At 59.6% G+C, this 11628-nt stretch carries 13 protein-coding genes; 6 read left to right on the top strand and 7 right to left on the bottom strand.

Annotated elements, in window-relative coordinates:
• Positions 1-525: 525 nt before the first annotated feature.
• Both AAHA39_RS20160 and fabR read right to left on the bottom strand, forming a co-directional pair.
• A complete protein-coding gene (locus AAHA39_RS20160; RefSeq protein ID WP_041209584.1) occupies positions 526-891 on the bottom strand; it encodes a YijD family membrane protein in 366 nt (121 codons plus the stop codon).
• A gap of 19 nt (positions 892-910) precedes the next feature.
• Positions 911-1531, bottom strand: a complete 621-nt coding sequence (gene fabR / locus AAHA39_RS20155) for an HTH-type transcriptional repressor FabR (RefSeq protein ID WP_033112608.1) — start codon at positions 1529-1531, stop codon at positions 911-913.
• A gap of 147 nt (positions 1532-1678) precedes the next feature.
• Between fabR and AAHA39_RS20150 the strand changes: the two genes are divergently transcribed.
• The gene (locus tag AAHA39_RS20150) at positions 1679-2809 is read left to right on the top strand and encodes a fatty acid desaturase (protein ID WP_320655775.1); all 1131 of its coding nucleotides are present in this window, start codon (positions 1679-1681) and stop codon (positions 2807-2809) included.
• A gap of 213 nt (positions 2810-3022) precedes the next feature.
• On the opposite strand, the gene AAHA39_RS20145 is transcribed toward AAHA39_RS20150, so the two are convergent.
• The gene (locus tag AAHA39_RS20145; RefSeq protein ID WP_162182404.1) at positions 3023-3166 is read right to left on the bottom strand and encodes a hypothetical protein; all 144 of its coding nucleotides are present in this window, start codon (positions 3164-3166) and stop codon (positions 3023-3025) included.
• Positions 3167-3354: 188 nt separating this feature from the next.
• On the opposite strand from AAHA39_RS20145, the gene AAHA39_RS20140 reads away from it, so the two are divergent.
• Positions 3355-3981, top strand: a complete 627-nt coding sequence (locus AAHA39_RS20140; RefSeq protein ID WP_041209586.1) for a lysoplasmalogenase — start codon at positions 3355-3357, stop codon at positions 3979-3981.
• Between the two features lie 68 nt (positions 3982-4049).
• Here AAHA39_RS20140 and AAHA39_RS20135 read toward each other — a convergent pair whose 3' ends face one another.
• Complete coding sequence (locus AAHA39_RS20135; protein WP_041209587.1) at positions 4050-5603, bottom strand: DHA2 family efflux MFS transporter permease subunit; 1554 nt, start codon at positions 5601-5603, stop codon at positions 4050-4052.
• Complete coding sequence (locus AAHA39_RS20130; protein ID WP_320655776.1) at positions 5603-6655, bottom strand: HlyD family secretion protein; 1053 nt, start codon at positions 6653-6655, stop codon at positions 5603-5605. Before AAHA39_RS20130 ends, AAHA39_RS20135 begins: the two co-directional genes overlap by 1 nt.
• 96 nt (positions 6656-6751) lie before the next feature.
• Here AAHA39_RS20130 and AAHA39_RS20125 point away from each other — a divergent pair, with 96 nt between their 5' ends.
• Together AAHA39_RS20125 and AAHA39_RS20120 are read left to right on the top strand one after the other, a co-directional pair.
• On the top strand, positions 6752-7654 hold the full coding sequence (locus AAHA39_RS20125; protein ID WP_041209589.1) for a LysR family transcriptional regulator: 903 nt from the start codon (positions 6752-6754) through the stop codon (positions 7652-7654).
• A 9-nt stretch (positions 7655-7663) separates the two neighbouring features.
• Positions 7664-7978 (top strand): putative signal transducing protein, encoded by a 315-nt coding sequence (locus AAHA39_RS20120; protein WP_033112602.1) that lies wholly within the window; start codon positions 7664-7666, stop codon positions 7976-7978.
• Between the two features lie 6 nt (positions 7979-7984).
• Here the strand turns inward: AAHA39_RS20120 and AAHA39_RS20115 are convergent, their stop codons facing one another.
• Positions 7985-9268 carry a dicarboxylate/amino acid:cation symporter gene (locus tag AAHA39_RS20115; RefSeq protein WP_320655777.1) on the bottom strand — a complete coding sequence of 428 codons (1284 nt, stop codon included), beginning with the start codon at positions 9266-9268 and terminating at the stop codon, positions 7985-7987.
• A gap of 210 nt (positions 9269-9478) precedes the next feature.
• On the opposite strand from AAHA39_RS20115, the gene AAHA39_RS20110 reads away from it, so the two are divergent.
• On the top strand, positions 9479-9724 hold the full coding sequence (locus AAHA39_RS20110; protein WP_033112600.1) for a YecH family metal-binding protein: 246 nt from the start codon (positions 9479-9481) through the stop codon (positions 9722-9724).
• A 99-nt stretch (positions 9725-9823) separates the two neighbouring features.
• On the top strand, positions 9824-10423 hold the full coding sequence (locus AAHA39_RS20105) for a YhgN family NAAT transporter (RefSeq protein WP_041209591.1): 600 nt from the start codon (positions 9824-9826) through the stop codon (positions 10421-10423).
• Here AAHA39_RS20105 and AAHA39_RS20100 read toward each other — a convergent pair.
• Positions 10396-11379 carry a LysR substrate-binding domain-containing protein gene (locus AAHA39_RS20100; RefSeq protein ID WP_071914057.1) on the bottom strand — a complete coding sequence of 328 codons (984 nt, stop codon included), beginning with the start codon at positions 11377-11379 and terminating at the stop codon, positions 10396-10398. The two genes, AAHA39_RS20105 and AAHA39_RS20100, sit on opposite strands and share 28 nt — an antisense overlap.
• Positions 11380-11628 lie beyond the last annotated feature (249 nt).

Raw genomic sequence — 11628 nt, 5'->3', positions numbered from 1 at the left:
GGGTCGCGGGTTCGAGTCCCGTCCGCTCCGCCACTAAATAGAAGGCCTTCCCGATGGGGAAGGCCTTTTTGCTATGGGCGATTTGCCCGTTGGCCACAGCGTTGCACGCCTGAATAGACATCAAAGCCCGGTTATCAGACCGGGCTTTGGCATTTTCAGCATCCAGCAGCCACTGAACAGTGGCTCTTGCCTGAGGGTGGGCGCTGGCAGGCCCGCCATTCCCTCCTTTTGGTGTGTAATTGCGGTCATTTTTGGATGATTCACAACCATTTGTACTGGGTTACTCGCAGCCACCCATTCCCATCACTGGGCTACAGCCCCGCAGGTAAGAGCCATATTGACTACCCCCTCCTCCATCTGGACATCAATGGTAAAGCCGAGTCGCCTGGCGAGAGTCACTATGCCTCGATTGCTCGGCATGGTCATGCCTGATAAATCTGCGTAGCGCAAACAAAGAGGCCTTCCCGTTGGGAAGGCCTCTTTTCTTTATCTATCAGATGATTGTGACCGCGCTTTGTCGACTAATCAGGGTTTCTCTTTCTTGCCGAGGCTTAGACCCAGCTTGATGGAGAGCACCGCCAGCAGCAGCAACATCATGATCAGGGAAAAGAAGTTGCTGCCAAGCTCCGGGTATTGCACCTTGAGCAGGGCCGAGTGACCAAAGGCGCCGATAAAGAAGCAGAGCAGGGTACAGATGGGAGTATTGCCCACCATGGGTTCGTGGCGATAGTGCTGGAACAGCTGATAGGCCGCCAGCCAGAGAGCGATCAGCGGGAAGAAGGAGAAGGGTACGACCGCGTTGGTCAGCACCGCCAGAGACGCATCGCCACAGATGCCGATCAGCATCGCCATGGCGAGCGGTTTTTTGGGGATCACAAGCTGTTCAGTCATATCGTTCTCCATCCTGTGGTCATGGGTGAGGTTCACGGCGCTTCTGGTTCTGTACCTCGGCGCCCATGGCAATCATCCGCAGCTGGCGAATAGTGCGATCGGAGAGTGCCCGGCACTCTTCACTGGTCATGTCGAGCGCATCGGCTCCGGCGCTGAATACGATGGTAACCATGGCCTCGGCCTGGATATAGGCATCTTCCCGCGGTGCCTGGGTAGTGGCCTCCAGATAATCGGTCAGCTCGGCAATAAAGTGCTGGATCTCGCGAGCGACAGCCTGACGAAATGCGGCCGAGGTGCCGGAGCGCTCTCGCAGCAACAGCCGGAAGACGTTGGGGTTGTTCTCGACGAACTCCATGAAGGTCTGCACCGAGGTGCTGATGACGCTGCCGCCACCGGCAATGCGCTGGCGTGCCTGGCGCATCAGCTGACGCAGAGTCAGACCGCCCTCATCGACCAGGGTCAGGCCCAACTCTTCCATATCGCGAAAATGGCGATAGAAGGAGGTGGGGGCGATGCCCGCTTCACGAGCCACTTCCCGCAGGCTGAGATTGGAGAAACTCCGGTTGGCGCACAGTTGGCTGAATGCAGCATCGATCAATGTACGCCGGGTTTTTTCTTTTTGTTGAGCGCGAATACCCACGAAATCAGTCACCTTCAGCTTAACGAGGACAAATGATAACCCGAAGGCGCCTCAGGATCAGGTTTGTATCCTACTTTTTTACCATTGACCCTGGCGAAGTCGCCATGGAAAATGGCTAACAGCTGTTCGCTGAAAGGATGCAAGAAGATGGCTAGACCCCCGATTATTCTCACCAATACCCTGTTGTTCTCTCTCTCCGGACTGGTGGCGCTGGTTGCCGTGCCCTGGTATGGGATGAGCCACGGTTACGATCTCTGGCAGTGGGCTACGTTCCTGCTGCTGTTCTGTTTGAGCGGGCTCTCGATCACGGCGGGCTATCACCGCCTCTGGTCGCACAAGGCTTACAAGGCTCATCCGGCGTTGCAGTGGCTGTTTGCCATCGGTGGTGCGCTGGCGTTGCAGAACTCGGCGCTGCACTGGTCGGCGGATCATCGCCGTCATCATCGTCATGTGGATGACAACAACAAGGATCCCTATAGCGCCGGGCGTGGCTTCTGGTACTCCCATATCGGCTGGATGCTGCGGGAGTATCAGGGGGAACAATATGGTGATTACAGCAATGTGCGGGATTTGCAGAACAACCCTGTGGTCATGTTTCAGCATCGCCACTATCTGGCGCTGGTGCTGGCAACCAATCTGGGCCTGCCGCTGCTATTTGGCCTGATCCACGGAGATCTGCTCGGCATGTTGTTGCTGGCGGGCGTCTTGCGGATGGTGATGACGCACCACACCACTTTCTTTATCAACTCACTGGCCCATATCTGGGGCAGCCAGCCCTACACGGATCGCAATACCGCCCGTGACAACGGCATCCTGGCCTTTTTCACCTTTGGCGAGGGGTATCACAATTTCCACCATCTGTTCGAGAACGATTACCGCAACGGTATCCAGTGGTGGCAGTTCGATCCGACCAAATGGCTGATCCGGTTTGCCTCATGGTGCGGGTTGGCGAGAGATCTGCACTCATCGCCGGAGGAGCGCATCGAGCAGGCCAGGCTGGAGATGCAGCTCAAACGGGCGCAGGCAAGGCTCGTCAAACAGGATGATCGCGAACTGTGGCAAGCACTGCTGCAGGAGGAGTACGCCAAGCTGAGTCAGCAGTTGCAGCACTACTATGCCAGTCGCAAGCGGCTGCTTGAGCTGCGCAAGCGCAAGGCGCTGGCGCGCTATGACCGGCTCAAGGTGCAGCTGGAATATCGAGCCTTGCGGGATGGTTTCATCGCCAGTAAACGCAATTGGAGTCGCTTGCTGGCGGGTATTGCCAGAGCCCCAGTCTGAACAAGCAGAAAAGAGAAGACCGCCAATCGGCGGTCTTCTCTTTGGCGGATCCTGCACGCCGGTTTGGCGCCAGCATCTCGGCTTATTCGGGGTGATCCTGCTCTTGCAGCTGGCTCAGGGTCTGTTGTTCCAGCGGGCTGAGCCCCAGTTGCTCGCACACCTGCTCAAAGCTGATCCCCGGATGGCACATCGTGATATCCAATAACGGGAGGGCTAGTTGGCTTGGCTCTGCTGTTGCTGCAACTGATCCAGAGCCTGCTGCTCCTGCTGGCTGAGCCCCAGTTGCTCACACGCCTGCTCAAAGCTGATCCCCAGATGGCACATCATGATATCGATGGCGGGCAGATAGTTTTTCATAGCTTCTTCCATGGTGATCCTCCAGACCCGTCTCTTATGCCTTGAATGGTCTGGCGCGGCAATTAGACTTTAGGCTTAGTCTCACCCTTTGATCCGCCCCCTGCCACTCTGTGGGGGAATTTGTTACCCTGCACCCTGATATAAAAACGGTTGCCGTATGACAGCGAGCAACGGGTGAGGAGCAGGGCATGTTATTGAGTTTCTTGATCATCGCTTCCGGTTGGTGGCATATCCGCGCCGCCTATGGTTCAGACAGCCGCCAGTTCTATATCAGCAAGCCGCTGACCATGCTGCTCATCATCGCGCTGGCGTTTGGCTATCAGGGCTATGACCACGATGGTTCCCATGCCTGGATCCTGCTCGGCCTCTGCCTCTCGCTGGCGGGCGATGTGCTGCTGATGCTGCCAAGCGACCGTTTTATTCAGGGCCTGGCGGCATTTCTTGTCGCGCACCTCTGCTACATCGTCGGCTTTGCCCAGGGGCCGTTGGTGCTCAATCTGGTGGATGGTTTGCTGCTCCTGCTCATTGCCGCGCTGGTGTTTGGCCTGCTGTGGGGCAAGCTGGGGGAGATGCGCATCCCGGTCTTCTGCTACATGCTGGTGATCATCGGCATGGCCTGGGTGGCTGCGGGTGCCTGGCACGCATCGCTCACCGCAGGCAGTGCCGCGGCGCTGGCCGGCGCCCTGATGTTCCTCTTCTCCGACAGCATGCTGGCGCTTGATCGCTTCCGCCGCCCCTTCCCACATGCCAGAGCCTGGGTGATGAGCAGCTACTTTGCCGCCCAGTTCCTGATTGCGGGGTCGCTGGCGGGATGACGCCAGCAGGCAACAGATAAAGAAAAACGGGCGTTGGCCCGTTTTTCGTTTTATTTATCAGCTGATTTTCACGCCTCTATCGGCTCGGCATCCGCTGCCCGCGGGGCGGGGGATTTGAGCAGCAGCATCAGACCGCTGGCGACCAGCAGGAAGATCCCCATGATGTAGAAGACCTGGTTGTAGGCCATGATGGCCGCTTCCCGGTTGATGGTGTTGGCGAGTATGGCGTGCGCCTGCTGCTCGGCCAGCTCGGGACCGGAACCCTGTGCCATCATGCTCTGGGCCAGCTGCAGCAGATAGGTTTGTCCCTCGATACTGCTGGCAGGCAGGGTGCTGCCGATCTGGAGCATATGGGTGCGGGTATCGTTGTCGAGCATGGTCGCTATGATGGCGATACCAAAGGCACCACCCAGGTTGCGCAGTACGTTGAGCAGGGTGGAGGAGGAGGGAACCTCATCATGACTCAGACTGGCGGTGGCGACCAGGGAGAGCGGCACCATGATGAAGGGCTGCCCCAGCGCCCGAACGATGAGCGACTGAATGAGCTGCGGCCCGGCATAGTCGGCACTCATGTTGACGTTCATAAAGCAGCTGACGGCGAAGATGAGAAAGCCAAAGCTCACCAGATAGCGCGGATCGACCTTGTGGGTCAGTTTGGGCACCAGTGGCAGTACCAGCAGCTGGGGCAGCCCCATCCACATCAGTACTTCGCCGATTTCCAGCGCGTTGTAGTTGTGGATCTGGGTCATGTAGAGCGGCAGCACATAGATAGAGCCCATCAAGGCCATCCCGAGGATCAGGTAGGCAAAACAGGCGAGGGCAAAGCGCGGGTTGTGCAGCAGCCGCAGGTTGACCAGCGGGTGGCGGCGCAGCAGCTGGCTGATGACGAAGAAGACCAGCGAGACGACCGAGATGATGGTCAGGCGCACGATGAAGGTCGAGCCGAACCAGTCCTCCCGGTTACCCTCCTCCAGCACCACCTCCAGCACGCCCAGACCAAGCGCCATGGTGACGATGCCGATAAGGTCGACCCGCTTGATCACCTCCCAGTCCACTGCCTTCTTGTCCAGCCCGTGCGCCAGCATGGCCATCACCAGCAGCCCCGGCGGGACGTTAAGATAGAAGATGTAGTGCCACGACATCTGCTCGGTGAGCCAGCCGCCGAGGGTTGGGCCGATGGCCGGGGCGAAGGTGGCACAGAGGCCGAACAGCGCCATGCCGGTAGCCCGCTTCTGCAGCGGCAGCAGGGTAACGATGAGGGAGAAGGCCATCGGGATAAGTGCCCCGCCGGTGAAGCCCTGCATCGCCCGGAAGACGATCATGCTGGTGAGGTTCCAGCTGAAGGAGCAGAGCACGGAGGAGACGATAAAGGCGCCCGTGGTCCACAGCAGGTAACGGCGCACGCTCAACCCCCTGCTCAGCCAGCCACTCAAGGGGATGGCGATCATCTCCGCCACCAGATAGGAGGTGGAGATCCAGGAGCTTTCGCTCAGGGTGGCAGAGAGCGCCCCCTGAATGTCCTTCAGGGAGGCGTTGGTTATCTGGATGTCGAGGATGGCCATGAAGGCGCCGATAAGGCCGCCGATGACCGCGATCCAGTGGCGACGTGGAATGGGTTCCATCAGTTGGCGGCCGTCATGGCATCAGGAGTACGGGTATCTACCGTCACTTCGCTGGAGAGACCCGGCAGCAGCTTGCCGGCGAGCTGACCCGGCTCGGGGATACGGATTTTGACCGGTACCCGCTGCACAATCTTGGTGAAGTTGCCGGTGGCGTTCTCCGGTGGCAGCAGGGCGAACTTGGCACCGGTGGCTGGCGCCAGACTGTCGATGACCCCCTCGACTGGCTGATCCGGATAGGCATCAAGCACCACTTCGACCTTCTGGCCGGGCTGCATATGGGCGAGCTGGGTCTCCTTGAAGTTGGCCTCGACCCACACCTGTTGCAGCGGCACCAGACTGGCGACCTGCATGCCGGACTGGACGTAGAGCCCCTCCCGCAGGCTGCGCTTGCCGATGATGCCATCGGCTGGTGCCCGTAGCTCGGTATAACCTAGCTCCAGTTTGGCCTGCTCAAGTTGTGCTTCACTCAATGCCAGCTTGGCTTGGTTCTGTTTGCGCTCGGCATCCAGTACCAGCAGTCGCTCACGGGCTGCCTGCAAGGCCGCTTTGGCTTCTTGTGCCTGTGCCTGATTGACCTGCAGACCAGCCCGCACTTCATCCAGACTGTCTTGCGAGCTGTAGTGGCGCTGGTTGAGCTGGCTGATCCGGGTTACCTGCTGGCTGGCGCGCAGCTGCTCGGCCTTGGCGGAGGCAACCTTGGCTTCGGCCTGCTGGATCAGGCTCAGCTGCTGCATGCGGGTCGCGGCCAGATTCTCGGCGGTTGCCTGATTGAGGCGCAGATCGGCCTCGGCCTCCGCGACCTTGGTCTTGTATTCGCGATCATCGAGGCGGGCGATGAGCTGGCCCGCTTTGACCGGCTGGTTGTCGGTCACCAGCACTTCGCTGATATAGCCGGGTAGCTTGGAGCTGATCCCGGTTACCTCGCTCTGGAGATAGGCGTTGTCGGTGCTCTCGAAATAGCGGCCGTGGAGATACCAGTAGGCGGAGAAGAGGAGAGCGAGCAGGGCCAGTATCATGGCGGCCAGGAGAGGGATTTTCTTGTGTTGACTCATTTTGGAGATTCCTGAACGTAAGGGGCGCAGGCTAACACTGCTCGACTGTTTCGATTAGTATTGGTTCACGAGATATACAGTTTCACAGGTGCAACAATGGACCTAAATGCTGCGTTAATTCTGGTACGAATTGTCGACAAGGGCTCGTTTACTGCCGCAGCCCAGGAGCTGGGGATGACCAAGGCGATGGTCAGCCGGCGGATTGCCGAGCTGGAACAGCGGCTCGGGGTGCGGCTGCTCTATCGCTCCACCCGTCAGCTCACCCTGACCGAGGAGGGGGAGAAGTACTACCGGCACTGCAGCAAGGCGGTGGAGGCATTGACGGAAGCGGAGCTGATGTTGAGCGCCAGCCAGCAAGAGGTGACCGGCACTCTCAAGATGGCCGTGCCCATAGAGACGGGTCAGTTGGTGGTCGGGCGCCTGGTCGCCAAGTTTTTACAGGCCTATCCCGGCCTGCAGGTGGAGCTGGAGCTGACCAACCGGGTGGTTGACCCCATCAGCGAAGGGCTGGATGCGGTGGTGCGGATCGGCGATATGAGCGATTCCAATCTGGCCGCACGCCGCCTATGGAGCACCGGGAAGCTGCTCTGTGCCAGTCCGGCCTATCTGGCGCGCAGCCCGGCGATCAAGCGGCCGGAGGATCTGGCCAACCATGAGCGGGTGACGGTGAGCAACGGCTTTCTCGCTTCCCACTGGTGCTTCGAGCTGGATGGCAAAGAGGTGCTGGTTGACCCTCCCTCCCGTTTTCGGGTCAATAATATTACCTGTGCCCGCGAGGCGGCCAAGGCGGGTCTCGGACTGGCCTCGATCCCGGCCATGCTCTGTCAGGAGGAGCTGGCCAGCGGCGAGCTGGTCGCGGTGCTGCCAGAGTGGCAGCAACCCAAGGTGTCGATCTACCTGCTGTTTCCGGAGCGACAACTTATGCCGCGCAAATTGCGGGCGTTCATCGATTTCATGGTGGAGAACGGGGCCGAGTTCGGCATCGACAAGCTGTTGTAAGGGGGAGCTATGGATAACTGGATCAATCTCTATCGCGCCTCTCACACTCTGGAGGCTCATGCTCTCAAAGGGGCGCTGGAGGCGGAAGGGGTGCCGGTGCGCCTCAATGGCGACGGCCTGTCAGGGGCCTTTGGCGAACTGGCGGCGGATCTGCTGCAGGTGACCCTGATGGTGCGCGCCGAGGATCGCAGCAAGGCAGGGCGGGTGATCGAACGCTATCAGCAGCGCCAGGGCAATGGCTGGCTGTGCGGTCAGTGCGGGGAGGAGAACGGCGCCAACTTCGAAGTGTGCTGGCGCTGCCATCACGATCCCCACGACAGCTGATCCTCCCTAGCGCAGGGGGACGTCGATATCTTCCCCGGCGTGTTCATCGTGATAGGTCGCCAGATCCAGCTCGTTTTCGCTGCGGGCGATCAGTACGGAAACCAGAATATCCCCCGAGACGTTGACCGCGGTGCGCGCCATGTCGAGCACCCGGTCAATCCCCGCAATCAGTGCCACCCCTTCCAGAGGCAGTCCGACCGCAGTCAGCGTAAGCGTCAGCAGCATCAACCCGGTGCCCGGAGTGCCTGCGGTGCCGATACTGGCCAGGGTGGCGATGCTGATGATGGTCAGGTAGTCCACCAGATGCAGATCCACGCCGAATGCCTGTGCCACAAACAGGGCGGTGACCCCCTGATAGAGCGCCGTGCCATCCATGTTGATGGTGGCGCCGATGGGCAGCACTTTGGCGGTGATGGCGGGTGAGACCCCGAGCCGCTTCTCGGCGCAGGCGAGGCTGATGGGCAGGGTGCTGCTGCTGGAGCTGCTGGTGAAGGCCACCGCCTGGGCATCGACGATGCTCTTGAAGTAGTGGATCGGGTTAAGCCGTGCCAGCAGGAGCAGCAGGGTGCTGTAGACCCCGAGTACATGGAGCAGACAGCCGAGATAGACGGCGCCGATTACTTTGAGCAGGGGCAGCAGCAGGTCGATGCCATATTTGCTGGTCATCCAAGCCATCAGGGCACAGACGCCGTACGGAGCCAGCGCCATCACCATCTGGGTCAGCTTGAACATCCCCTCCGCCAGCGAGGTGAAGAAGAGGATAGCGGGGCGACCGCGGCGGCCACAGGCATTGAGTGCCACCGCCAGTGCCACGGCAAAGACGATGACCTGCAGGATCTTGCTATCTACCATCGCCTCGACCGGATTGCTCGGCACCAGATGGCCCAGCACGCTGGCCAGAGTCGGTGGTGTGGTCATGCCGGGTCGTTGGTAGGGGCCCATGTCGGCACCCATGCCGGGTTCCAGCAGCCAGCCCATCATCAGGCCGATGCAGATGGCGATGGCGGTGGAGCAGAGGTAAAGGCAGCTCGCCTTGATCCCGATGCGGTCGAGCGCCTTGCCCTTGAGCAGTGAGGTGAGGCCGGCGATAACCGAGCAGAAGATCAGGGGCACCATCAGCATCTGGATGGTGTTGACGAAGAGCACGCCGATGGGTTTGAGCAGCTGAGCCTGCTCCTCGAAGCCGACGCCAAGGGCGACCCCGGTCAGCATGCCGATCAGGGTCTTGAGCCAGAGCGGGCGACGAGTCCAGATCTGCCAGGGTTTGCTTGCCTCTCCATGGAACAGCATGGCGCCAATATCCTTATCAAATGTCTGCGGTGACCAAAAATGGGGCGCTAGTGTAGCGAGCCCTGCAGTGGGTTGCCACATTATCGACAAAGCTGCGTCGCTGGCCACTCTCGCAGCAGGGTAATCCGTTATTTATTGGCCTATATCAAGATCCCTCCTGACGGGAGAGGATTTAATTGACATTAAATATGTTCATTATTGGGGTGCAAGATGTCGCAATCGGTACATGGTCACGAAGTGATGGAGATGATGCTGGAACAGGACGGTCAATTTACCCGTGCCAGTCTCAAACAGGCGATGGCGCAGCGGTTCGGTGCCGATGCCCGTTTTCATACCTGCAGCGCCAGCGAGATGGATGCCGAAGCGCTGATCGACTTCCTGGCCGCTCGCGGCAAGTTCATCGAAGCAGGCGAGGGGTTCCAGACCCGTGCCGACAAGATCTGCAATCACGGATAACCCCCTGGCGAGCGCGTGATGGCGCTCGCTCAACTTCTCGCCCTTTGCTATATTTCGCCCCCTCCCATTTCCCAATTCAAGGCGTAGCCCGGGCGTTGTATGGATACTTTTTCTGCCGCAGTCATGCTGTTTCTGATCATGGACCCGCTGGGCAACCTGCCGGTCTTCCTCTCCATCCTGCGCCATATCGATCCCAAGCGGCGGCGCAAGGTGATGATCCGCGAGCTGCTCTTCTCGCTGGCCATCATGATGCTCTTCCTCTTTGTCGGTCAGCAGATCCTCGGCTTCCTCAACCTGCGGCAGGAAGCAGTCAGCATTGCCGGCGGCATCATCCTGTTCCTGATCGCCATCAAGATGATCTTCCCGAGTGAAGGGGGGGTGACCGGACTGGCGGCGGGCGAGGAGCCTTTCCTGGTGCCGATGGCGATCCCGATGATCGCCGGCCCCTCGATCCTCGCCTCTTTGATGCTGCTGGCCAATCAGGAGCCCACCCGGATGGTGGACTGGTCGCTGGCGCTCTTCATGGCATGGGCCGCCAGCGCGGTGATCCTGATGTTCTACGAGGTATTCAACAAGCTGCTGGGTGAGCGTGGACTCACTGCGGTGGAGAGGTTGATGGGGATGCTGCTGGTGATGATCTCGGTGCAGATGCTGCTGGACGGGGTTCACCACTACTTGCAGGTAACGGGCACCCCTTGATCGGCGCGTGACTCCAGCTGACTCAGGATCAGGGTCAGCAGGGTTTCCCGCAGCCAGCGATGGCCGGGATCTTCCTCATGACGCTGATGCCAGATGAGCAGGTGCGAGATGCTGTCCAGCTCAATGGGCAGCGGCAGTTGCAACAGCGGGTAGACCTGGGTCGCGTGGCGGGCATAGAGCTTGGAGAGGGTGACGATCATATCGGAGTGCATGCCCATCCGCAGCGCTGCTTCGAATGAGGGAACACTCGCCTCGATACGCCGGTAGAGATCGTGCTCTGCCAGCTTGTGATCCAGCATCCAGCGATCCCGCCCTTCGCAGTAGGTCTGGACATGGGGATAGCTGAGGTAGTGGTCGAGATCCCAGCGTGGCTCCTGCAGGGCGGGGTGGTGCTGTTGCACCAGACAGGTGAGGCCATCGATGGCGAGCAGTCGCTGGCAGATGCTGCCGGGCAGGGTATCGAGGCGGTAGTCGGAGTCGATGCAGTTCTCCCGCACCGTGAAGGCGATATCCACCTGCCCCTGGCTCATCTCAGTCAGGCTGTTCTCGGTCCACTCCTCATAGCGCAGCCGCAATCTGGGGGCCTGTCGCTTCAGCTCGCTCAGGTAGAGCGGGGCAAACAGGGTGAAGGCGCTGTCCATGCTGGCGATGACAAACTCCCGATCCGAGTTGGCCGGGTCGAACTCCGGCGGCTGGATCAGGTTGTCCAGCGACAGCAGGATGGGTTGCAGCTGCTGTTGCAGCACCAGTGCGCGGGGGGTCGGTTCCAGCCCGTAAGCGGAGCGGATAAAGAGGGGATCGTCGAAGGTTTCCCGCAGTCGGCCGAGCGCCTTGCTGACGGCGGATTGACTCAAATGCAGTCGTCTGGCTGCCTTGCTGCCGTTGCGCTCCTCCAGCAGAACCTGCAGGATTATCAGCAAATTGAGGTCGATACGACCCAGTTGTTCCAGCAGCATGATATGAATCTCCTTCAACTCTAAGATGAATTTATACCATTTGTTTTCATATCTTGGCGATCTTATCCTCAATTTGTCTCTGGCTCGGATGAGCCACTGGTACAGGATGTAGCGGTTGAGGGGACACGTAGCACAATCAATATGGCGACCTTCGGGTCGCCCTATTTTTTGTAGTGATTTATTTGCTCACTTGCACCCGCCTTGATTTTGCCCAACAATTCTTGCGCTCTGTTTTGATACAACTGATAG

The sequence above is a fragment of the Aeromonas sp. SE22 genome, assembly GCF_038739755.1.
Classification (GTDB): domain Bacteria; phylum Pseudomonadota; class Gammaproteobacteria; order Enterobacterales; family Aeromonadaceae; genus Aeromonas; species Aeromonas jandaei.
Note: the sequence above shows the minus strand (reverse complement) of the source record. Positions and strands in the feature narration are given on the sequence as shown.

What these genes read in the sequence shown, in the direction of transcription:
- AAHA39_RS20100 (WP_071914057.1), bottom strand. Translation starts at nt 11,379, where the DNA reads ATGCTGCTGGAACAACTGGGTCGTATCGACCTCAATTTGCTGATAATC.
- AAHA39_RS20115 (WP_320655777.1), bottom strand. Translation starts at nt 9,268, where the DNA reads ATGCTGTTCCATGGAGAGGCAAGCAAACCCTGGCAGATCTGGACTCGT.
- AAHA39_RS20120 (WP_033112602.1), top strand. Translation starts at nt 7,664, where the DNA reads ATGGATAACTGGATCAATCTCTATCGCGCCTCTCACACTCTGGAGGCT.
- AAHA39_RS20125 (WP_041209589.1), top strand. Translation starts at nt 6,752, where the DNA reads ATGGACCTAAATGCTGCGTTAATTCTGGTACGAATTGTCGACAAGGGC.
- AAHA39_RS20145 (WP_162182404.1), bottom strand. Translation starts at nt 3,166, where the DNA reads ATGAAAAACTATCTGCCCGCCATCGATATCATGATGTGCCATCTGGGG.
- AAHA39_RS20110 (WP_033112600.1), top strand. Translation starts at nt 9,479, where the DNA reads ATGTCGCAATCGGTACATGGTCACGAAGTGATGGAGATGATGCTGGAA.
- AAHA39_RS20150 (WP_320655775.1), top strand. Translation starts at nt 1,679, where the DNA reads ATGGCTAGACCCCCGATTATTCTCACCAATACCCTGTTGTTCTCTCTC.
- AAHA39_RS20130 (WP_320655776.1), bottom strand. Translation starts at nt 6,655, where the DNA reads ATGAGTCAACACAAGAAAATCCCTCTCCTGGCCGCCATGATACTGGCC.
- AAHA39_RS20160 (WP_041209584.1), bottom strand. Translation starts at nt 891, where the DNA reads ATGACTGAACAGCTTGTGATCCCCAAAAAACCGCTCGCCATGGCGATG.
- AAHA39_RS20105 (WP_041209591.1), top strand. Translation starts at nt 9,824, where the DNA reads ATGGATACTTTTTCTGCCGCAGTCATGCTGTTTCTGATCATGGACCCG.
- AAHA39_RS20135 (WP_041209587.1), bottom strand. Translation starts at nt 5,603, where the DNA reads ATGGAACCCATTCCACGTCGCCACTGGATCGCGGTCATCGGCGGCCTT.
- AAHA39_RS20140 (WP_041209586.1), top strand. Translation starts at nt 3,355, where the DNA reads ATGTTATTGAGTTTCTTGATCATCGCTTCCGGTTGGTGGCATATCCGC.